Here is a 24,314-nt window from a genome sequence, read left to right as displayed (position 1 = left end):
ACGGTACTCCTTTTTACCCTAAACGTATTATCGTGGTAGTGATTTTTTTTGCCTCACATGCCGTAATTACTTCCTTTGCCGGCAGAATTATTAACTCTTAAATTTAGTTTATGAGAAGGCAAACTTTATTTCTTCTATTCATGATTTTGTTCTCATTGCCACTGACTGTTTTGGCACAAGGAACAAAGACCATCAAAGGAACTGTTGTTGACCAGAACAACGAACCGATTATTGGAGCCACGGTTGTAGTAAAAGGCTCTACCATTGGAGCAGCTACCGACCTCGACGGTAACTATGTACTGAACGGCGTCCCCCAAGACGCAACTCTCGTATTCAACTATTTGGGCATGTTGCCGCAGGAAGTAAGCGCTGCGGGACAATCCGTCATCAATGTAAAGCTACGTGAAGACGCACAACTGCTGGAAGAAGTCGTAGTCATCGGTTACGGTTCGGCCAAGGCGAAAGACCTGACGGCCCCGATTGACGTCGTCAAAGAGAAAGAACTTATCAATGTTCCTACCTCCTCCCCGATGGCAGCATTGCAGGGAAAGGTACCGGGCGTCAACATCATCAATTCCGGAACGCCGGGCGACGGTCCTAAAGTGACCATCCGCGGTATGGGTTCCTTCGGTGACACCTCTCCTCTCTATGTAGTGGACGGAATGTTCTACGACAACATCAACTTCCTGAACAATTCCGACATTCAGGACATGACCATCTTGAAAGACGCATCCGCATCGGCCATCTACGGTGTACGCGCCGCCAACGGCGTCGTAATCATCACCACCAAGAAAGGAAGCCGCAACCAGGATGCCAAGATTACCTATAACGGTTATGTAGGTATTCAGAAAGCCACCAACCTGCTGGAGATGTGTAACTCTCACGAGTATGCCACCATGATGTTGGAAGCCAACCCGGAAGCTTACCGGTCGATTTCGAAAAGTCAGTAGCCGAATTCGGCGGCAATATGGAAAACCTGCAATTCGATGCCGATACCAACTGGTATGACGAACTGCTGCGCACAGCCATGATGACCAACCACAGCTTGAATATCTCCGGTGGTACGGAAAAAGCGACCTACTCCGCCGGCATGAGCTATCTGGCACAAGACGGTATCATGGACGTGGAAAACTACTACCGCCGCCTGAACTTCCGTGCCGCCCTTGACTACGAAGCCCGCAAATGGCTGAAAATAGGTTTCAACGGCGTATTCAGCAACTCGCAGCAGCAGCTTCCCAAGAATGCCGCATGGCAACAGGCATACAACACACCGTCTATCATCCCGGTGTACGATGACCGCCGCGACGACACCGTGTTCCCCAAGAAGTACACATCGCCCGAGCAGGTGGGCCTGACCAACAACTTCAACAACCCGGTAGCCACTGCCAACTATTACGACAACCGGAACGAGACCTACCAAGTGCTGACCAACTTCTATGCACAGCTCAACCTCATCCCCGACAAGCTGAATATACGCAGCAGCTACAGCTACGACTACTCGATGATTCGCGGTTCCGAGTTCACCCCTACCTACTATGTAGGCACCAACCAGAAGAAAGAGGTTACCGAACTCACCAAAAAGAACACCAACTACTACAAATGGATATGGGACAACGTGGCCACTTACACCGACAAGTGGGGCAAACACTCCTTTACCGGTATGCTGGGTGCATCCATGCGTCAAGAGCAATACCGCCTGCTCGAAGGTACCGCCACCAACGTGCCCGAAGGTGAGGACGTGTGGAAATACATCGCACTGGGCAACAAGGAAGGCGCTACGGTGAAAGACGACGGCTGGAAATACCGCGGTCTCTCCTATTTCACCCGACTGAACTACAACTATAACGACAAGTACATGCTGATGTTCACCTTCCGTGCCGACGGCTCGTCCAAGTACAACGACAAATGGGGCTACTTCCCCTCCATCGGTGCCGCATGGGTCATCTCCCAAGAACCGTTCATGAAGAACCAGAACATCTTCGACTACATGAAGCTGCGTGCCAGCTGGGGTAAGCTGGGTAACGACAAGATTGCTGCCAGTGCAGGCTTCGCAAGCATACAGAACGTACAGTCCGTATTCGGTCCCAATACCGCCATCGACGGGTTCATCAACACCACCAACTTCAGCTGGCTGGGTTGGGAAGTAGTGAACGAAACCAATGTGGGTGTCAACTTCAGTACACTGAAGAACCGCTTGAACGCCGACATCGACTGGTACTACCGTCTGACTGACAACGCCGTGATTTCACCCAAGCTCCCGATGAGCGGCGAGCTGCTGGCCGGTAATAACGGACAGATTCTGAATACCGGTATCGACCTCTCCTTGAACTGGAACGACAAGATTGGCCAGGACTTCAATTACAACATCGGCGTCAATCTCTCTTATCTGCACAACGAAGTGAAAAGCCTGAAAGGAAACATGAAAATCATCAAAGGCGGAAAGACCGTGAATATGGTGGGCGAGACGATGAACTCATTCTATGGCTACAAGGTCATCGGCATCTACCAGACTCCCGAACAATGTGCTGCCGACCCCATCGCCGTGGCCAACGGACTGGAACCCGGCGACTTCATCTACCAGGACGTGAACGGCGACCATGTGATAGACGGAAACGACAAGCAGGTGTTGGGCTCATACGTGCCCAGCTTTACTTATGCTTCAATGCCGGATTCTCTTATAAGAACTTCGACTTCAGCCTCACTACCTACGGACAAGCAGGCGGCGAACTGTGGAACCGTAAGCGTGCCCTGCGCTATGCAGCCGACTACTATAACTTTGACCGTGCACAGTACGAGAACCGCTGGACGGGTGCAGGCTCTACCAACGAACATCCGTCGGCCAAGGCTCTTCTCAAAACCTGGAACAAATCAGACAGTAACAACGCTTCCTATTTCGTAGAAAGCTCCGACTACTTCCGCATCCAGAACATCACGCTGGGCTACTCGTTCAAGAACCTGAAGATAGGCAGCTACGTGATGCCGGGACTCCGCCTCTCACTGACGGCCGACCGCCCCTTCACTACCTTCAAGGCCAACAGCTTCACACCCGAAGTGTCGGATGCCGAAGGTTGGGATACCGAAGTATACCCTCTGACTTCAACCTATACTTTTGGAGTGCAAATAGATTTCTAAACCCTAAAACGTAAAACAATGAAATTCTTAAAGAAAACATTCGCATATATGCTTCCGGCCATGATGGTACTGGGAGGAACCACCGCTTGCACCGATTTCATAGAAATTGATCCGGAGAACAAAGTTCCCGAACAAGGCGTGGACTTTACCAACAAGAACAATATGTATCAACCCGTAGTAGGCGCCTACTCCAAAGTACGCACACAAGGCATGCACTGGTGCAACGCACTACTGATGTTCACCCGCGACGGTGACGTGTGGTCGGGCCGTACCGATGACCAGGCGATGCCGTGGCCTTCGGACGCAAGTTCAACTACAACAACTCATTCTGGGCACTGAACCAGGTATGGATGAACTTCTACGACATCATCCGCATCACCAATGCCGCCCTGCAAAGCCTCGACGGTTATGCCGAATATCTTGCTGCAGGAAGCGAAGACTACAAAACCTACGAATCCTATTGCGGCGAAGTACGTACCATCCGTGCATGGGCCTACTATTGTCTGGTGACCAATTTCGGTCCCACCGTCATCTATCGTGACAACCTGCAGACCGATTTCCGCCGTTCTACCGTAGAGGTCGTCTATAATTATATGCTGGAAGATTTGAACTATGCCATCGACAAACTGCCCCGCATGCGTCCCAACCAGATGGAACACAAAGGAGCCGTGACAGCCTTCACCGCCCAAGCATTGGCCGCCCGCATCTATCTGCTGAAAGAGGACTATGCACAAGTGGAGACACTGACCGATGACATCATCAAGAACGGCGGATTCCGTCTCTACGACGACTTCTACCAGCTGTTCAAGATTCCCGGAAAGTTGTGTGACGAGTCTTTGTTCGAATGCCAGGTGACGGACTACGGCAATGGTTCCGGCGATTACCTGGGCGTAGACCAGTGGTTCAATTTCCAGGGTCCGAACATGGCGGAAAGGTATGATGAAGTTGTGAACGCAGACGGCACCGTCAGCTACAAGCAGGGCGAAGGCACCAAGTCCATAGGCGGCTGGAACTTCATCGGCTACGAACCCGAGTTCGTGGCATGGGCCGAAGCCCGTGGCGAAGGTGTGCGTGCCGAAACTTCTTTCCTGAAAGCCTTGAGCAAGACGCGCGAAGGTTGGCAGGTAGGTCCCACATCGGCCACCAAGACCGACTGTTGGAACGGCAAAGGTTACCTTCCCTACAATCAGATGACCCTGCCACGCACAACCTACGGAGCCAACAACAATGTGCGTATCATCCGCTATGCCGAAGTGCTGCTGATGAACTCCGAAGCCAAAGTCAGACTGGGCAAGGATGGAGATGCAGCTACAACGAAGTGCGCCAGCGTGCAGGCATGAGCACCAAAACCGGTGTGACCTTGAAAGACGTGATGGACGAACGCCGGATGGAGCTTTGCGGCGAATGGTGTGCCCGCTATGTGGACTTGGTGCGTACCGGCGATGCCGCCACTGTACTCGGTCCCAAAGGATGGACAACGGAAAAGACCTATTGGCCCATTCCTGCCAATCAGTTGGATGACCTGCCCGACCTGAAACTGGAACCTATTGACAGAATTGCCGAATAAACCTATATCATGATAAGAAAAATCCTAATCAGCTGTGGAATAGCCTTTGCCGCCCTGGCGGCAAAGGCAACCCCGGACGATTCCATCAAAGTTGTGAAGGGGCAGGTCAGCGACTACTACATTACTGTGACCCAAGACCGTATCGTAAAAGGACACGTACTGGACACCAACCGCCGGCCACTCGCAGGCGCCACAGTCATGTTCTTCGCCAGCCCCATGCACAGCACTACCGCCCAAGACGGCAGCTTTGCCATCAAAGGAGCAGAGAACGACGTACGTCTGTACGTCTACTATCCCGGAAAGAAGATAGTAGACAGAGTCCTTGCACTGGATGAAACCGATATTGAGGTGATGATGGAAGAGGAGGTACACAAGGCCGCCGCAGTCCGCCGTCCGGCCCAAGCAACCCGGTGGTATGACCCGCAGGCGCCTCTGTCGCGTACCTTCTGCAATCCGATGAACATCAGCTACAATTTCGAGCCTTTCAACAACAATGTACGCCCCAACGGTTCGTTCCGTTCCTCGGCCGACCCGATGGCTGTGGAATACAAGGGAGAATATTTTCTGTTCTCCACCAACCAGGGCGGTTTTCATTATTCCAAGAACCTGGTGGATTGGGATTTCGTTCCTGCCAGCTTCCAGCGCAAGCCTACGGACGATGACCAGTGTGCGCCGGCCGCCTATGTAAGCGGCGACACGCTGTTCTATACCGGCTCCACCTACGAAGGTCTGGCCGTGTGGTACAGCACGCATCCCAAAACGGGACGCTTCAGACGTGCCATCGAAAAGAACGTACTTCCTTCGTGGGACCCTTGTCTGTTTCTGGACGACGACGGCAGATTGTATCTGTACTATGGCTCCAGCAATGAATATCCCTTGAAAGCGGTAGAACTGGACCGGAATGATTTCTACCCCATCAGCAAGATTCACGATGTCATGATGCTCCGCCCTGAAGAACACGGCTGGGAACGTTTCGGCATGAACAATGACGATGAAGTGACACTCCGCCCATTCACAGAGGGCGCTTACATGACCAAACACAATGACAAATATTATTTCCAATATGGTGCTCCGGGCACTGAATTCAAAGTCTATGCCGACGGCGTATATGTTTCGGATTCCCCGCTGGGCCCGTTTGTCTACCAGAAGCACAACCCGATGTGCTACAAGCCGGGTGGTTATGTGCAAGGTTCCGGTCATGGAGGCACGTTCCGCGACGTGAAAGGCAATTACTGGCACGTGGCCACCTGCATGCTCTCCCTGAAGTACAAGTTCGAACGCCGCATCGGTCTCTATCCGGTGGCTTTCGACAAGGATGGGGTCATGTATTCGTCCACTGCCTTCGGTGACTACCCCAACTGGGCGGAACCGATGGATATAAAGAGCCCGGAAGACCGCTTTACGGGATGGATGCTCTTGTCCTACGGCAAGCCGGTGGAAGTTTCTTCCACAGACAGCATCCACGCAGCTTCCAACCTGACGGACGAAAGTATGCGCACCTACTGGGCAGCACGCTCCGGCAATCCCGCGAATGGGCCAGGATAGACTTGGGCGGTACGAAGAACATACGCGCCGTACAGTTGAATTTCTACGACCATAAGGCAGTTCAGCACAACCGCGCCATGGATATTTATCACCAATACCGTATCTTTGCTTCCGAAAACGGAAAAGAATGGACATTGGTCATAGACAAGAGTGACAGCGACAGGGATTGTCCGCACGACTATATCGAGCTTAACGAGCCGCTGCGTGCCCGCTATCTGAAATACGAGAATGTGCACATGCCTACGGGAAATGTCGCTCTGTCCGGCTTCCGCGTCTTCGGAAACGGTGACGGTAACGCTCCGCAAACCGCGAAAGGGCTGACCGTGAAACGTGACAGGAAAGACCGCCGGAATGCCCTTATCTCCTGGCAGCCCGAGACAAACGCCTATGGCTACAACATCTACTACGGCACTGCCGAAGACAAGATGTACAATGCCATCACGGTACTGGGACAGACAGAATATGACTTCCGAGGGCTGGATGCGGATACGGACTATTACTTCACCATCGAGGCACTGAACGAAAACGGTCGTTCTCCATTGTGTAAGACGACAAAAAATTAAACACAAGAAATAAAGATATGAAAAAACCAATAATGATACATGTGCTGGCTTTGTTCCTGATTTCCACACTGGCGAGCTGCGCGTCCTGCTCTTCCGACCTGAAGGAAGGCGGGAAAGGAAACGGAAATGAAGAAAAGCCCGACACAGAGGAAGTACGTCCCGCATCATTCGCTTCGGATGACGAAATGCTGGACTATATCCAGAAGGTACATCTGAACTACATGTGGGACGGTGCGGAACCGACCTCCGGACTGGCACGCGAACGCATTCACCTGGACGGAGAATATCCCGAGAAAGACCAGAGCGTCGTCACCATCGGTGGCAGCGGGTTCGGTGTTGCCGGCCTGCTGGTGGGCATAGAGCGTGGCTTTATCCCCAGAGCCGAAGGTGTGAAGCGCCTGACCCAAATTGCCGATTATCTGAAACGTGCCGACCGCTTCCACGGCGTATGGCCCCACTGGCTGTACGGTCCGACCGGAGAGGTGAAGCCTTTCGGACAAAAGGACAATGGCGGCGACCTGGTGGAAAGCTGCTTCCTGATGCAGAGCCTGCTCTGCGTACGCCAGTATTTCCGTGACGGCAACGAGCAGGAAAAGGCACTGGCAGAGAAAATTGACCAACTATGGAAGGAAATGGAGTTCAGCTGGTATCAGAACGGCAAGGACGTCATCTACTGGCACTGGTCTCCCGAATACAACTGGGAAATGAACTTCCCGCTGGAAGGCTACAACGAAGCGTTGATTGTGTATGTGCTCGCAGCCTCCTCCCCTACTTATCCCGTTCCGGCTTCGGCCTACCACAACGGCTGGGCACGCGGCGGCGGCATCAAGTCCGACTCTGCCCCCTACGGCCTGCCTCTGGAGCTGAAGCACAACGGAGCCGAGAAACTGGGCGGTCCCTTGTTCTGGGCGCAATACTCGCACATCGGTCTGGACCCGCGCAACCTCAGTGACCGCTATGCCAACTACTGGAACGTGGTGCGCAACCATGCCCTCTCCAACTACCGCTACTGCGTGGAGAACCCAAAAGGCTTCAAAGGCTACGGCGAGAACTGCTGGGGACTTACAGCCAGCTACTCTACCAAAGGCTATGCAGCCCATTGCCCGGGTGACAACGACCACGGCGTCATCACGCCGACGGCAGCCTTGTCCAGCTTCCCCTACACACCGGAGGAATCCATGCGTGCACTGAAGTATTTCTATGCCAAAGGCGACTGGATTTGGGGCAAGTACGGTTTCTACGATGCCTTCTCCGAAGGAAGTGATTGGACGGTGCCCCGCTATCTGGCCATCGACCAGTGCACCATTGCCCCGATGATTGAGAACTATCGTACCGGATTGTTATGGAAACTCTTCATGAGCTGCCCCGAAGTGCAGGAAGGTCTGCAGAAGCTGGGCTTCCAACAAATAGCATCTAAATAATTTTCTATATATCATGAAGAAATACTCATTATTAGCAGCCTTGGCTTTCTCTGCCCTCACCGTGACGGCAACGCCCAAAGAAAGCACACTCCAAGGCACTCCGCAGGACATGGACAAGTTCATTACGGAGTTGATGGGCAAAATGACACTGCACGAGAAAATCGGTCAGCTCAATCTGCCGGTGACGGGAAACATCGTCACCGGACAAGCCAAGAGCAGCGACGTTGCCGGTAAAATCCGCAACGGCGAAGTCGGCGGTCTGTTCAACCTGAAAGGGGTGAAGAACATCCGCGAAGTACAGAAACTGGCTGTAGAGAACAGCCGCCTGGGAATCCCCTTGCTGTTCGGTATGGACGTGATTCACGGTTACGAAACGGTATTCCCCATCCCCTTGGCACTCTCGTGCAGCTGGGACATGGAGGCCGTAGAGAAATCGGCCCGTATCGCCGCCATTGAGTCGAGTGCAGACGGTATCTGCTGGACATTCAGCCGATGGTGGACATCTGCCGCGATGCCCGTTGGGGACGTGTATCCGAAGGCAACGGTGAAGACCCCTTCCTGGGTTCGGCCATTGCACAAGCCATGATTCGCGGTTATCAGGCAAGGATATGAGTGCCAACAACGAGATAATGGCTTGCGTAAAGCACTTCGCACTGTATGGTGCCGGAGAGGCCGGCCGCGACTACAACACGGTGGATATGAGCCGCAACCGTATGTTCAACGAATACTTCCCTCCCTACAAGGCTGCCATAGAGGCCGGCGTAGGTAGCGCCATGACCTCCTTCAATGAGATTGACGGAGTACCCGCCACTGCCAACCACTGGCTGCTGACCGACGTACTGCGCAACCAATGGGGCTTCGACGGCTTCGTGGTGACAGACTATACAGCCATCTCCGAAATGATAGACCACGGAATCGGCGACCTGCAGGAAGTATCCGCACGTGCCCTGACCGCCGGAACAGACATGGACATGGTAGCCGACGGATTTATCGGCACATTGGAAAAGTCTCTGAAAGAAGGCAAAGTGACCGAGGCCGACATTGACAAAGCCTGCCGACGCATCCTGGAGGCCAAATACAAGCTGGGATTGTTTGCCAATCCGTACAAATACTGTGACGTGAAGCGTGCCGAAAAAGAAGTGTTCACTCCCGAGCACCGCTCCATTGCCCGCCAGATTGCCACAGAGACATTCGTGCTGCTGAAGAACCAGGACAACCTGCTGCCCTTGCAGCGCAAAGGCAACATCGCCTTGATTGGCCCGCTTGCCAACACCCGTGCCAACATGCCGGGCACTTGGAGTGTGGCAGCCACAGCAGACAAATACAGCACCTTGCTGGAAGGTTTCAAGAACTCTGTCGGCTCCAAGGCCAACATTCTCTATGCACAAGGCAGCAACCTGATGTACGATGCCGACTACCAGACACGCGCCACGATGTTCGGTCGTGAACTGCCCCGCAGCAATGACCAAGAACTGCTGGACGAGGCCCTGAAAGTAGCCGCACAAGCCGATGTCATTGTAGCCGCCCTCGGCGAGTCTTCCGAAATGAGTGGTGAAAGCAGCAGCCGTTCCGAACTGGAAATGCCGGACGCACAGCGCCACCTGCTGGAAGCATTGCTGAAAACGGGCAAACCCGTAGTACTGGTATTGTTCTCCGGACGTCCCGTAGTGCTGACTTGGGAGAATGAAAATGTTCCCGCCATCCTGAATGTATGGTTCGGAGGTAGTGAAGCTGCCGACGCCATTGCCGACGTAGTGTTCGGAGACGTTTGCCCCAGCGGTAAGCTGACCACCACTTTCCCGCAGAATGTGGGCCAGTTGCCTATGGCATACAACCACAAGAATACAGGTCGTCCTCTGAAAGAAGGCAAATGGTTTGAGAAGTTCCGCAGCAACTACCTGGATGTGAGCAACGACCCGCTGTATCCTTTCGGCTATGGCTTGAGCTACACCACCTTCCGGTACAGTGACATCACGCTCAGCTCCAAGCAACTGAATGCGGACGGCAAGCTGACCGCTTCCGTAACCGTGACCAATACGGGCAACTACGATGCAGATGAAATCGTACAGCTCTATATCCGCGACCTGGTGGGCAGCATTACCCGCCCCGTGAAAGAGCTGAAAGGCTTCGAGCGCATCCACCTGAAGAAAGGCGAAAGCAAGCAGGTGACCTTCACCATTACCCCCGAATTGCTGAAGTTCTACAACTACGACATACAGTATGTATACGAACCCGGCGAGTTCCATGTAATGATTGGACCCAACAGCCGCGATGTAAAGACTACAAGTTTTGAGTTGAAATAGGTATAGTTTTGCTTTTAGGTAAGAGGGCAGTCCGGTAGAAACCGGGCTGCCCTCACTTTATATCAGGTTGCTGCGTTGAACAACGCAGTTCCGATTTACCTCTTAATCCAGTTCTCAATCCTGATTCCCGACAAATTCTTGAAATCCTTGACGTTCTCTGTAACCATGACCATCTGATGTCCTATGGCCGAACACCCTATCAGTAAATCAAAATTATCATCGGCCGGAGTACCCGCCAACCGAAGCCTCACCTTTTCCGAAGCAAACAAATCAAGAGCCCCCGTTATGGGCAATATATGAATAACTTCCAAGAACTTTTCCAGCCCCAGTTGCCGCTGATGCAGGCCTTGCTTGCGCCCCAGCTCTGCACCGTACTTCAATTCAGCCACCGTTATTTCGGAAATATAGCAATTGGTGAAACCGACTTCATCAATCCGTTTATCCACATCATACTTTCCCCTCAAAAGGAAAATGCAGATATTCGTATCAAGCAGGTATTTTTCCATCACTTCAGAAAGCTTCAATGTCATCTTTAAACTTACGGGCAGACTTGATGTCGGCATTCAAATCATCCGCAGCCGGATAGTCGGCATCTTTCCACACCCCATAAAAGCGCTTGGCCGAAATTTCGTCTTTCTTGTCCTTATGAAGCAAGGAATTACTCAAGCGGGCAATCAAATCGAGCTTAACTTCATTGCTCAGGTCCTTCAGTACATTCCAGTAACTGTTTGCATTTAAAACTGCGGTATCCATATCACATCCTTTCTTTTTCGGCAAAGATAGTGCAAACCGAATGCAGAATAAAATGAACTCGTTCATTTTTTATGCTGAGGTGCAGCCTGTCTTCGCTTTTTTGGCAAAGATAACACATTTCCGTAGAGGTACAACACAGACTCCTGCAAATTAAGAAGAAAGTTTGTGTTAAAAGGCACAGATTTAAAAAAGAAGCAAATCTTTTTTGCATTTTGATTGTTCAGAGGAGAAAACTGAATGATTTATCCACTAAAAAATCAATGCAATGAAGAAGAACCTAAACCTTCCCAAGAAGAAAACCGGAAGACTGAGAAACCTGTTTCTGACGGTGTGCCTGCTGGCAAGTGTCGCCGCATCGGCGCAGGAGAAAACAGTAACCGGTACCGTGACCGATGCCCTGGGTGACCCGCTGATTGGTGCCACCGTATTGGTGCAGGGAACCTCCAATGGCGTGATTACCGACATAGACGGCCGGTACTCCATCCAGGCCACCCCGGAGAACACATTGGATTTTTCCTATGTAGGCATGGTGAAGCAAGCTGTCAAGGTAGGCAGCCAGTCGGTAATCAACGTCCAGATGAAAGACGACTCGCAGATGCTGGCCGAAACCGTGGTCATCGGTTATGGCAGCGCCAAGAAGCGGGACCTTACGGGCTCCATCACCAACATTAAAGGCGACGAAATCGCCAACAAGCCGGTGGTCAACCCCGTATCCGCACTGCAAGGCAAGATTGCCGGCGTGCAGGTGATAAACTCCGGCAAGGCAGGCTCCGACCCGGAAATCCGTGTACGCGGAACAAACTCCATCAACGGCTACAAGCCACTCTATGTGGTGGACGGACTGTTCAACGACAATATCAACTTCCTGAATCCGCAGGACATCGAATCCATGGAGATACTGAAAGACCCGTCGTCGCTCGCCATCTTCGGGGTGCGCGGTGCCAACGGTGTGATTATCATCACCACCAAGAAGGCGAAAGAGGGACAGACACGCGTCAATATCAACGGCTCGTTCGGTTTCAAGTCCGTCACCGACAAAATTGCACTGACGGATGCGGCAGGTTTCAAACTGCTGTACAACGAACAGTTGAGGAACGAAGGCAACCCGGAATACAACTTCTCGGACTGGACGGGAAACACCAACTGGCAGGATGAAATCTTCCAGACCGGGTTCATCACCAACAACAACATCAGCATCACGGGTGCCTCGGACAAGAACAGCTTCTATCTCGGTGCGGGCTATGCTTACGAGCAAGGCAACATCAAGCACGAGAAGTACAGCAAAATCACGCTGAACATCAGCAACGACTATAAAGTGACGGACAACCTCAAGGTAGGTTTCCAATTCAACGGGGCACGCATGCTGCCCGCCGACACGAAGAGTGTGGCTACAGCCCTGCGCGCAGCTCCGGTGGCGCATGTATTCAACTCCGAGTACGGCCTCTACACTTCACTGCCCGGATTCCAGAAGGCACAGATGAACAACCCGATGGTGGACGTGGACCTGAAGGCGAATACCACGAAAGCCGAGAACTACCGTGGCTCGGGCAACGTATACGGCCAATGGGATTTCCTGAAACACTTCCAGTTCAAGGCCATGTTCTCCCTGGACTATGCCTCGAACAGCACGCGGACGTACACCCCGGTTATCCAGGTGTATGACGCAAGCGTCGAGGGAGACATAGCCACGCTGGGCAACGGCAAGACCGGAGTGTCCCAAGCCAAAGAGACTGAAATGAAGGTACAGAGCGACTATCTGCTGACCTACACCAACTCCTGGGGCGACCACAGCCTGACGCTACCGCCGGTTTCACCACCTACTACAACAAGCTCGAGAATCTGAACGGCGCCCGTACCCAAGGGGTAGGCCTGGTCATTCCGGACAATCCCGACAAATGGTATGTCAGCATAGGCGACGCAGCCACCGCCACCAACGGCAGCACGCAGTGGGAACGTTCCACCGTGTCCGTACTGGCACGTATCCTCTACAACTACAAGGGCAAGTACTTGTTCAACGGCTCCTACCGCCGGGACGGCTCCTCCGCCTTTTCCTACACCGGCAACCAATGGCAGAACTTCTACTCCGTCGGCCTGGGCTGGCTGATGAGCGAGGAGGCATGGATGAAGGACATCACCTGGCTGGACATGCTGAAACTGAAAGGCTCATGGGGCACACTGGGCAACCAGAACCTGGACCGTGCCTATCCCGCCGAACCGTTGCTGACGAATGCCTACTCCGCCGTGTTCGGCACCCCGTCCGCCATCTATCCGGGCTACCAGCTTGCCTACCTGCCCAACCCCAAACTGCGCTGGGAGAAGGTAGAAGCATGGGAAGCCGGTGCAGAAGCCAACTTCCTCCGCAACCGCCTGCACTTTGAAGGGGTGTACTACAAGAAGAAAACCAAAGACCTGCTGGCCGAAGTGCCGGGCATCTCGGGCACCGTACCGGGTATCGGCAACCTCGGCTCCATCGAGAATTCGGGCGTAGAGCTTGCCTTGAGCTGGCGCGACCAAATAGGCGACTGGAACTACAACATCGGTATGAACCTTGCCACCATCAAGAACAAGGTACTGAGCCTCGTGCAGGAAGGCTACTCCATCATAGCCGGAGACAAGCAGCAGAGCTACACCATGGCAGGATACCCCATCGGCTACTTCTACGGCTACAAGGTGGAAGGCGTCTACCAGACCCAGGAGGAGATTGACCGTTCTCCCAAGAACACACTGGCAACCGTCACCCCGGGCGACCTGAAGTTCCGCGACGTGAACGGTGACGGAGAAATCACCACGGCAGACCGTACGATGATTGGTAACCCCACCCCCGACATCACCTACGGCTTCACGCTCGGACTGGGCTATAAGAACTGGGAGCTGGCAGTAGACATGATGGGACAGGGCGGCAATCAGATTTACCGCACCTGGGACAACTACAACTGGAGCCAGTTCAACTTCATGGAGCAACGCATGGACCGCTGGCACGGCGAGGGTACCAGCAACACCCAGCCACTGCTGAACACCAAGCATACCATCAACAATCTGAACTCCGAGTATTACATAGAGGACGGCTCCTTCTTCCGCATCCGCAACGTGTCGCTGGCATACAACTTCGACAAGGCACTGATTTCGAAGATAGGCATGCAGGCACTGAAGCTCTACGTGAACATACAGAACCTGAAGACCTGGAAGCACAACACCGGATATACCCCGGAACTGGGCGGCTCGGCCATCGCTTTCGGGGTGGACGACGGCAGTTATCCGATGCCGGCGGTTTATACGTTCGGATTTAATCTGACGTTCTAAAGCCTCTCCCCTAACTAAGAAAGAGTAACTTCAAACCTCCCCCGACTCCTTCAAAGGGAACGGGGAATGAAAAATATAAATTTATGAAACTGATAAAATACATATTTACATTGCTGGTGGGTACAACAGCCCTCTCACTGACATCCTGCAACGACTTCCTGGACCGCGACCCGCTGGGGCAGTTCACGGAAGATGACTCTCCTAACGCCCTTGTCGGCGGGAAGATATTCAATGTCTACTACCTGATGCGTTCGTACAACATCACTGCCGGCATTCCTGCTTTTATGGTGCACATGGTGCGCAGCGAAGACTCCGAGAAAGGCAGTGACGCCGGCGACGGCAGCAACGAGGCCGCCATGTGGGACGACTTCGAATACACTGCCTCCAACGGGCCGCTGAATGCCTATTGGGGACAGAACTACAAAATCATCTACCAGTGCAACGAAATCCTGGACGACATTGAGAAGAGCGGACACAAGGACGACACCGAAGCCATCCGCAACCGTGGCGAAGCGCTCTTCTTCCGTGCCTGGTGCTACTTCAACCTGGTACGCGCCTTTGGCGAAGTGCCGCTGGTCACCATCAAGGTAGTGGAAGCCTCCGATGCCAACGTGCCCAAGTCCACGGCGGAAAAGATATACGAGCAGATTGACAAAGACCTGACCGAAGCCGAAGAATGCCTGCCCCTGCGGTGGGACAGCGACTATACGGGACGGCTGACCTGGGGCGCCGCACGCTCCCTGCACGCACGCACCTATATGATGCGGAACGATTGGGACAATATGTACACAGCCTCCACCGAAGTGATAAAGTCGGGCATCTACAACCTGAATACACCGGTCGACAAAGTCTTCACCGTAGAAGGGGAAAACTGCGGCGAGAGCATCTTCGAACTGCAATGTGAAGCCACCGACGCCATGAAAGAGGACGCCAGCATCGGCAGCCAGTTCTGCCAGGTGCAAGGGGTACGCGGAGCCGGCGAGTGGGACCTGGGATGGGGCTGGCACATGGCCACCTCACTGATGGGCAAGGCCTTTGAGCCGGGCGACCCGCGCCGGGACGCCACACTGCTCTACTTCCGCCACAGCACGGACGAGCCCATCACACCGGAGAATACCAACCAGCCTTATGGCGAGTCACCCGTATCCACCGCCATGGGTGCCTACTTCAACAAGAAGGCCTACACGGACCCGACACTGCGCCGCAAGTACACCCGCATGGGCTTCTGGGTAAATATCCGCCTCATCCGCTATCCGGACGTGCTGCTGATGGCTGCCGAAGCCGCCAACGAGAAAGGGTTGACGGGCGAAGCCGCCGGGTATCTGGAACAAGTACGCGCCCATGCCCGCGGCACACTGGCAGACGTGCTTCCGAAGGTAGAATCTGCCAGCCAGTCTGTGCTGCGTGACGCCATTCGCCACGAACGCCGCGTAGAACTGGCACTGGAGCCCGACCGCTTCTACGACCTCGTGCGCTGGGGCATTGCCAAAGAAGTGCTGCAAGCTGCCGGAAAGAATTATCAGGACAAGAATGCGCTGCTGCCTCTGCCCCAGACAGAGATAGACAAATCGAACGGAGTACTGGTACAGAACCCCGACTATTGACAACCATTGTGCAGAAAGCATCGAGCATACCGGTCTGCGTAAAGTTTTATCATCGATGGGCAAAAATGCGCGAACAAGCTTCCTTGTCTGTCCGGATGCCAAAAATCCCCGCCAGAAGCATCTTTCGGCGGGGTATTCAAAGATAACGACTGTGCCATCCTCACATAACGACAGAGGCAGCCTCATATAACGACAGAGACAGCCTTACATAACGACAGAGGATACCACCGTCGAGACTGGAGATTATGAAGAGAACAGTTGTTGTAATATTTTTATAACAGTAAAACCTATATAAATATGAAGAAATTTTTCAAGAGAACAAGCCTGCTGCTCGCAGCTGCCTTGATGGGCGCCTCCACCGTGCAGGCGCAGAAGTCTCCGCAGGACATGGACCGATTCATCGACGCACTGATGCGCCGGATGACTGTGGAAGAGAAAATCGGCCAGCTCAACCTGCCCGTGACCGGAGAGATTACCACCGGTCAGGCAAAGAGCAGCGACGTGGCCAAGAAGATTGAGCAGGGGCTTGTGGGAGGGCTTTTCAATCTGAAAGGAGTGGCCAAGATACGCGACGTACAGAAACTGGCCGTAGAAAACTCCCGCCTGGGCATCCCCCTGCTGTTCGGCATGGATGTGATACATGGCTATGAGACCATCTTCCCCATCCCCCTCGGCCTCTCCTGCACGTGGGATATGGCAGCCATCGAGCAGTCTGCCCGCATAGCCGCTACAGAAGCCAGTGCCGACGGCATCTCATGGACATTCAGTCCGATGGTAGACATCAGCCGTGACCCACGCTGGGGACGTGTATCCGAGGGGTCGGGCGAAGACCCGTTCCTCGGAGGCGCCATCGCCCGCGCCATGGTGTTGGGGTATCAGGGAAAAGACCTGAACGACCAACTGAAACGGAACGACGAAATCATGGCATGCGTCAAGCACTTCGCACTGTACGGTGCCGGAGAAGCCGGACGCGACTACAACACGGTAGACATGAGCCGCAACCGCATGTTCAACGAATACATGTACCCCTATGAAGCAGCCGTCCGCGCCGGAGTGGGCAGTGTGATGGCCTCCTTCAACGAAGTGGACGGCGTGCCCGCCACCGCCAACCGCTGGCTGATGACAGACGTGCTGCGCAAGCAATGGGGCTTCAACGGTTTTGTGGTGACCGACTTTACCGGTATCTCCGAAATGGTGGAGCACGGCATCGGCAATCTGCAGACCGTTTCTGCCCGTGCGCTCAACGCCGGTGTGGACATGGATATGGTGAGCGAAGGTTTCGTGGGCACGTTGAAAAAGTCGCTCACCGAAGGCAAAATAACCATGAAGACGCTGGATGCAGCCTGCCGCCGCATCCTTGAAGCGAAATACAAGTTAGGGCTGTTCGATGACCCTTACAAATACTGCGACCTCAGCCGTCCCGCACGCGACATCTTCACCCGCGAGCACCGCGCCGCCGCCCGCCGGATTGCCACCGAAAGCTTTGTGCTGCTGAAGAACGGTAGCGCAGCCCCCCTTCCCTACGGGGGAGGGGCCGGGGGAGAGCTCTGCTTCCCTTGGAGAAGCAAGGCACCGTCGCCGTCATCGGCCCCCTGGGCAATACCCGCAGCAACATGCCCGGTACCTGGAGTGTTGCCGCACGCCTGGACGACTATCCCTCTCTGTACGAAGGATTGAAAGAGATGACAGCCGGCCGGGTGAACATCACCTATGCCAAAGGCAGCAACCTCATCGGTGATGCAGCCTACGAGGAACGCGCCACCCTGTTCGGCCGGTCGCTGGGCCGGGACAACCGTACGGATAAGGAACTGCTGGACGAAGCTTTGAAGGTGGCCTCCGGTGCCGACGTGATTGTAGCCGCCCTGGGCGAATCGTCCGAAATGAGCGGTGAAAGTTCGAGCCGTACCGACCTCGGCATCCCCGACGTGCAACGCACCCTGCTGGAGGCCTTGCTGAAGACCGGCAAGCCCGTTGTGCTGACCCTCTTCACCGGCCGCCCGCTGACGCTCACCTGGGAGCAGGAACACGTACCCGCCATCTTGAACGTATGGTTCGGTGGCAGCGAAGCGGCCTATGCCATTGGCGACGTGCTGTTCGGCGACGTGAATCCAAGCGGTAAGCTGACCATGACCTTCCCGAAGAACGTGGGGCAGATACCCTTGTTCTACAACCATAAGAATACCGGACGACCGCTGGCTGCCGGCAATTGGTTCGAGAAGTTCCGCTCCAATTATCTGGATGTGGACAATGAACCGCTGTATCCCTTCGGATACGGCCTCTCATACACCACTTTCCAGTACAGCGACATCGCCCTCAGTACCCCGGTCATGGGGCAAGACGGCTCCGCCACTGCCGTAGTCACCGTGACCAATACCGGCAAGCGCGACGGTGCAGAAGTCGTGCAGCTCTATATCCGCGACCTCGTAGGCAGCATCACCCGCCCCGTACGCGAACTGAAGGGCTTCGAAAAGGTGTTCCTGAAAGCGGGCGAAAGCAAGACCGTATCCTTCAAGATTACCCCCGAGCTGCTCCGCTTCTACGACTACGACCTCAACCACGTGGCCGAACCGGGAGAGTTCGATGTGATGATAGGTGGCAGCAGCCAGGCTACGAAAACGGCTAAATTGACACTCAAGTAAAAGGAATAAGAAAACATATTCAGACATGAAAATACAATACAGTTTATTATTGTTCCTGCTGTTGCTCGGTTTCACGCAATGCAAAAGCCCCGCCGCCAAAGAAGACCGGCTGAGTGACGATGCCTGATGGACACCGTGCAGCGCCGCACCTTCAACTACTTCTGGGAAGGTGCCGAGCCCAACAGCGGACTGGCACGCGAACGCATCCACATGGACGGTGTCTATCCGGAGAACGACCGGAACGTAATCACGTCCGGCGGAAGCGGCTTCGGCATCATGGCCATACTTGCCGGTATAGACCGCGGCTATGTCACCCGCCAGGAAGGGCTGGAACGGATGGAGAAAATCGTCTCCTTCCTCGAAACCGCCGACCGTTTCCACGGTGCCTACCCGCACTGGTGGTATGGCGATACGGGCAAGGTGAAACCTTCGGGCGGAAAGACAATGGCGGCGACCTGGTGGAAACAGCCTTCATCATGCAGGCGCTGCTCTCTGTCCACCAGTACTATGTAAACGGAAGTGAACAAGAGCAAGCCCTCGCCGCCCGCATCGACAAGCTGTGGCGCGAAGTGGACTGGAACTTCTACCGCCAGAACGGCCAGAACGTGCTCTATTGGCACTGGAGTCCGGAATACGGTTGGGAAATGAACTTTCCCGTACACGGTTACAACGAATGCCTCATCATGTATATCCTTGCCGCCGCCTCGCCTACCCACGGCGTGCCTGCAACAGTCTATCACGAGGGATGGGCGCAGAACGGGGCCATTGTAGCCCCCCATAAAGTGGAGAATATCGAGTTGCATCTGCGCTATCAAGGCACAGAAGCCGGACCGCTCTTCTGGGCGCAATACTCGTTCCTCGGCCTCGACCCCACCGCTGAAGGATGAATACTGCGCCAACTACTTCGACGAGATGCGTAACCTGACGCTCGTGAACCGTGCCTACTGTGTCCGCAACCCCAAGCACTACAAAGGCTTCGGGCCCGACTGCTGGGGGCTGACAGCCAGCTACTCCGTCAACGGATATGCCGCCCACGCTCCCAACGAGCGCGACGACCAGGGAGTCATCTCTCCAACCGCCGCCTTGTCATCCATCGTCTATACCCCGGAACAGTCGTTGCAAGTGATGCGCCACCTCTACGAGATGGGAGATAAGGTCTTCGGCCCCTATGGCTTCTACGATGCTTTCAGCGAAACGGACAACTGGTATCCGCAACGTTACCTCGCCATTGACCAGGGCCCGATAGCCGTCATGATTGAAAATTACCGGTCGGGGCTGCTGTGGAAGCTCTTCATGAGTCATCCGGATGTGCAGAAAGGGCTGAAGGAGTTGGGGTTCTCAACAGTCAGCAAGTAACTTACTATCATAAAAATGGGGGGTGTCAAAATTCACCACAGATTACACGGATTAACACAGAATGGACTTAATCTACTGATAATCAAAGATGCTTATCTGTGCAAATCTGTGTAATCTGTGGTGAATTTTGACACCCTCATGTATTTACAACTTATTCACCGCCGCCACCGGAACCGCTGCCACCGCTCTTCACATCATCATTGCTGATAGTGCGCGCAGCCTTTTTCACGCTTGCCTTCAGCTCGCCGATACGGTAGCTGACACTTATGCCGAAGCGTTGGCGGCTGTACTTATAGTTGCTTTCACGTATAAAACCGTTGCCTTCGGTGGTGGAGCTTTGGTCCATATACTTCTTGAAGAAGTTGCTGGCAAAGGCAGACAAGGTGAGGCGCTTGTCCAGGAAGGACTTGTTGACGCTCAAGCCATAATCAAAGAAGCTGCTGCCCTTACCTTGCAGCATAATCCACGGTGTCTGTCCGAAGACATTCAGACTGATGCGCCAGTCATGGGGCAGCGTCTGCTGTGCACCACCGTAGGCAAAGAGGCTCCAGCCATCGTTACGCATGCCTTCACTACCCTCCAGATAAGAGTAATTGCCGCTCATGTTCATGTAGATACGTGTACGTGGAGTGGCATTCCAGTTGACGTAACCGTTCACACTGGCATAACGGGTCTTACCGATGTTGGCATAGGTGGAATAAAGCACATCCTTGCCCGTGGGGTTCTTCAATCCCTCAATCTCCGTATCGGGCATGAGCCTTGTCACATTCTCAATACTGTTGTTGGTAAACGAGTAGCGGGCCGAGATATTGATATTGAACTTCTGTGTGAAGTTACTGTAACTCAAGTTGAAAGCATGGCTCTTCTCACTGTCCAGCTCCGGATTACCCTGGCTGATATAGGAGGGGTCCGTATCATTCAGATAAGGATTCAGAGACCAGATTCCCGGACGATAGATACGCATGTTGTATCCTAAACGCAGATTGGACATATCCGTCAGCTTGTAGCCGATGGAAGCGGAAGGCACTACGTCGTCAAAGTTCTTTGTGAAATCCTCGCCGCGGCCCACCAGATACTTCACATCTTGGATGGTATGCTCGTAGCGCAATCCCAAACGGCCCGAAAGTCTCTTCACCTTCAGTCCATATCCCAGATAGGCGGCGATAATATCGTTCAAATGCTTGTAGTGCGAGCTCTGGTCCTTGTTGTATTCATACTTTCCGGTATCGTCCGCATCAAAACGGTCGTCTTCGGAGGAGTTGTTGCGCAGAATGTACTTGGCACCTGCCTCCAGTGTATGCAGCTTGCCGATAGGCGTGGTATAGTCGGCCTGGAACGTATGCTCCGTGGTATTCTGCTCACCGTCGTTATGCTGGTTCTTCAAGCGGTTCAGATAGTCCGCCCAATCGGGGTTATAGCCATTGTCTATTTCATATTCCGTATAGGAATCCGACGTTTGCGGACGGGTGTTTATCTTGTAGGAGAACGTCAGCATGCGGTCCTTGACCTTGAACAGACGCTGGTAGTCGATACCTCCGTCGATGGAATACCAGGAAGACTTGCTGCGGTTGAAGGCAGAGTAGCTGTAAATGGGAGCAGCGTTTATGTTCTCCGGAAAAGTAGCGATGTAGTCCGTAGAGCCGTTACTCTTGTTCCCACCGCCCCAAAGTCCGAAAGACATGGTGACCAGGCGTAATGTATCTATTTCGTAGCTGGCCTCCATGCTGCCCGACTGGAAAGAACCGTGTCCCTTGTTGCTGCCGTCATAGTCCAGATTGGAAGAATTCTCCGTAACAGCTTCCGGTGTCACGTGCTGGCTGCCGCTGCTGTAGTTGCGGGGCTGGTCGTTGTAATTGTAATTGTAGCGGGCGCTGACGGTCAGCTTTCCACTCTTTATGGTACCGAATGCCCCGCCGCCTGCACCGCGGTTGCTGACGTTGGCACTGAACGTAGCCGTATAGCCTTCGAGTCCGCTGCCCACGGTGACGATGTTCAGAATACCGCCCACACCTTCGGCGTCATACTTGGGGCCGGGATTGGTTATCACTTCAATATGCTTGATACTGTTTGCAGGCATACTTTTCAGCACTTCCGTCGGGTTGTTGCTCATCATGTTGTTGGGCTTTCCGTTGACGTATACCTTGAAGCTGCTGCTCCCGTTCACCTGAATATTGTCCTCGCCATCCACCGTTACCAACGGTACCTTGCGAAGCATTTCCAGCACGGAGTTCGACTGGGCGTCAGGGTCGTCCTGCACATTGTACTCTATCTTGTCGATATCTGCCTTCACCAGAGGCTTCTGCGCCACTACTTCCACCTGCCCCAGCTCATTGGAGGCATCTACGATATACAGCGTGCCGAAGTCCACCAGCTTCTCCCCTGCCTTCACAGAAAAGTCCTTCACGATGGGAGTACGTCCCACGGAAGTGATGGTCATCACGAAGTTGCCCGTACCGGGTACTTTCTCCTGGAACTGGCCTTTCATGTCCGTTACCAGCATTTTCAGCGCCTTTGCAGGGGCCTCTTTCTTCACGATTTTAATGGTAGCATAAGGTTCACCCTCCTGGGTGAGTGAGTCAAGCAAAATTCCTTTAACCTGGAAAGAAGTGTTTGCCGTGTTTTGCGCTGCAAGCAGTCCCGAAATCATCAGCATCCATAGCAGCACAGTCCATTTTGTTCTCATTGCGTTTTTATATTTAGTGACTATTCATGTTTATTGTCTTGGAATTAGACGTATTCTGTTAGAGTTTTGTCACAATGAATTCGGCAAAAATAGCCCCTTTTCATGCATTTACGAGACTTTCGGAGTTAAAAAAGCAAAAAGAAAGCAATTTAGAGGAAATAGAAGAAAAGTAACAGACAGATATTTGCGGCAATCACACAGCCAAATCCTCCCAATATCCACGGGCGCAAAGGGCTTTTTCCGCCGGCAAAGAATAACGCATAGCACATGTTTACCGCTATATTGCTGACAATAGCCTGCATGCTGCAAGCCGTAATCACCAGCACCGCCACACTGCCCGTTCCTTGAAGCAGGTTCAAGATGAAAGGAGTAATGTCACTGAACCCCGAAATGAAAGAGAGCAGGTTCAGTCCACCCGTGCCGGCATACACCAGCGTATAGTGGGTCAAGATAGTGAACACCACAAACAGCATGGCAAAAATCAGCGCTACCTTGAACTCCAACGGGTTACTGCCGTCCTCGTCCTCCGTGGTCTGCGTGCCGTCGTCCACCCGTTTCCGCTTGGAATGCAGATACCATGCCACGGCTGCCGTCACCACCGACATTATCAGCAGGTAGGGATAAATGGCCAGTAGCGTCTCCCGGCTGAAAATACCTATCAATATCAAGAAACGGAGGAACATCATGCTGACCGCCAACAACATGGCCGCCACATATTCGGGAGCATCCTGCGCAGAGGCCTTGCGGCTCTTTCGCGCCAGTACGGAAATGGTAGCCGTGCTGCTGTACAAGCCTCCCACGATGCCCGAAACCAGAATGCCCGACTCATGGAAGACATAGCGCTTCAACAGATAAGAAAGGTAGGAAATGCCCGATACAACCACCGTGGCCAGCCAAATACTGTATGGCGTCAGGTTGATGCCGGGAATAAGGTTCTCATTGGGCAGCATCGGCAGGATAATGCCGCTGATAGCAAGGAACTTGGCAAGCGTAATCATCTCGTCGTTCTTCATGCGCTGGGCCAGTTCCGTGAAGGTGTGTTTCAGCTCGGTGAAAAGCAGGACGGTCACTATGACCATGACGTAGAACCACGACGGCTGTGTGGCCACAATGGGAGCAATGCAGTAGGTGATGAGTGCAATGATGATGGTGGTTACTCCGAACACATGGTACTGTGACTGCTTTACATAATAGTTCAGTCCGAGCAGCAGTCCCAGAATGGCTCCTCCTCCCATGAACAGACGATAGCCCGTAGGGTCGAGTATATAGAGCAGATAGCCCAGAATGCCTATAAAGGTGAAAGTGCGGTCGGTACCGAAAAGCGTAGTTTCCCCTTCGCGCTTCAAGCTGATTTTACGCTGTGAAAGCCCGATGAGTAAAGAGAATACGGTGACCAAAAGGAAGGTGACCAGTTCTCTTGGCAGGTAGTCGTAAAGTTTCTCCATGAC

General features: G+C 53.5%; 6 protein-coding genes and 7 pseudogenes. 9 read left to right on the top strand and 4 right to left on the bottom strand.

From position 1 onward, the window contains the following. Positions 1-110: 110 nt before the first annotated feature. The 5 genes and pseudogenes from JCM16496_RS00765 (at position 111) to bglX (JCM16496_RS00745) (ending at position 10,531) form a co-directional block, all read left to right on the top strand. Positions 111-3,132 (top strand): annotated as a pseudogene (locus tag JCM16496_RS00765) (SusC/RagA family TonB-linked outer membrane protein). A gap of 18 nt (positions 3,133-3,150) precedes the next feature. Further along, a pseudogene (locus tag JCM16496_RS00760) lies at positions 3,151-4,699 on the top strand (RagB/SusD family nutrient uptake outer membrane protein). Positions 4,700-4,708: 9 nt separating this feature from the next. Beyond that, positions 4,709-6,807, top strand: a pseudogene (locus JCM16496_RS00755) (family 43 glycosylhydrolase). A 17-nt stretch (positions 6,808-6,824) separates the two neighbouring features. Next, on the top strand, positions 6,825-8,228 hold the full coding sequence (locus JCM16496_RS00750; protein ID WP_025831635.1) for a glucoamylase family protein: 1,404 nt from the start codon (positions 6,825-6,827) through the stop codon (positions 8,226-8,228). 13 nt (positions 8,229-8,241) lie between these two features. Next, positions 8,242-10,531 (top strand): annotated as a pseudogene (bglX, locus tag JCM16496_RS00745) (beta-glucosidase BglX). 95 nt (positions 10,532-10,626) lie between these two features. Here the strand turns inward: bglX (JCM16496_RS00745) and JCM16496_RS00740 are convergent. Next, positions 10,627-11,061, bottom strand: a complete 435-nt coding sequence (locus tag JCM16496_RS00740) for a type II toxin-antitoxin system VapC family toxin (protein ID WP_244440166.1) — start codon at positions 11,059-11,061, stop codon at positions 10,627-10,629. Beyond that, positions 11,042-11,284 (bottom strand): hypothetical protein, encoded by a 243-nt coding sequence (locus JCM16496_RS00735; RefSeq protein ID WP_128809372.1) that lies wholly within the window; start codon positions 11,282-11,284, stop codon positions 11,042-11,044. Before JCM16496_RS00735 ends, JCM16496_RS00740 begins: the two co-directional genes overlap by 20 nt. A 237-nt stretch (positions 11,285-11,521) precedes the next feature. Between JCM16496_RS00735 and JCM16496_RS00730 the strand changes: the two are divergent. The 4 genes and pseudogenes from JCM16496_RS00730 (at position 11,522) to JCM16496_RS21210 (ending at position 20,183) form a co-directional block, all read left to right on the top strand. Then, positions 11,522-14,584: pseudogene (locus tag JCM16496_RS00730) on the top strand (SusC/RagA family TonB-linked outer membrane protein). Positions 14,585-14,667: 83 nt separating this feature from the next. After that, positions 14,668-16,188: a RagB/SusD family nutrient uptake outer membrane protein gene (locus tag JCM16496_RS00725; RefSeq protein WP_025831631.1), complete on the top strand. Its 1,521-nt coding sequence runs from the start codon at positions 14,668-14,670 to the stop codon at positions 16,186-16,188. Positions 16,189-16,485: 297 nt separating this feature from the next. Continuing rightward, positions 16,486-18,827 (top strand): annotated as a pseudogene (gene bglX / locus JCM16496_RS00720) (beta-glucosidase BglX). Between the two features lie 25 nt (positions 18,828-18,852). Beyond that, positions 18,853-20,183, top strand: a pseudogene (locus JCM16496_RS21210) (glucoamylase family protein). A gap of 151 nt (positions 20,184-20,334) precedes the next feature. On the opposite strand, the gene JCM16496_RS00695 reads toward JCM16496_RS21210, so the two are convergent. Together JCM16496_RS00695 and JCM16496_RS00690 are read right to left on the bottom strand one after the other, a co-directional pair. Continuing rightward, on the bottom strand, positions 20,335-22,866 hold the full coding sequence (locus JCM16496_RS00695; RefSeq protein ID WP_025831624.1) for a TonB-dependent receptor: 2,532 nt from the start codon (positions 22,864-22,866) through the stop codon (positions 20,335-20,337). 149 nt (positions 22,867-23,015) lie between these two features. Then, the gene (locus JCM16496_RS00690) at positions 23,016-24,311 is read right to left on the bottom strand and encodes an MgtC/SapB family protein (protein WP_025831622.1); all 1,296 of its coding nucleotides are present in this window, start codon (positions 24,309-24,311) and stop codon (positions 23,016-23,018) included. Between the last annotated feature and the right edge of the window lie 3 nt (positions 24,312-24,314).

The organism is Bacteroides rodentium JCM 16496 (genome assembly GCF_000614125.1).
In the GTDB taxonomy this organism is placed as follows: domain Bacteria; phylum Bacteroidota; class Bacteroidia; order Bacteroidales; family Bacteroidaceae; genus Bacteroides; species Bacteroides rodentium.
The sequence above is the reverse complement of the archived record's forward strand: the minus strand, read 5'-3'. Positions and strand labels throughout refer to the sequence as shown.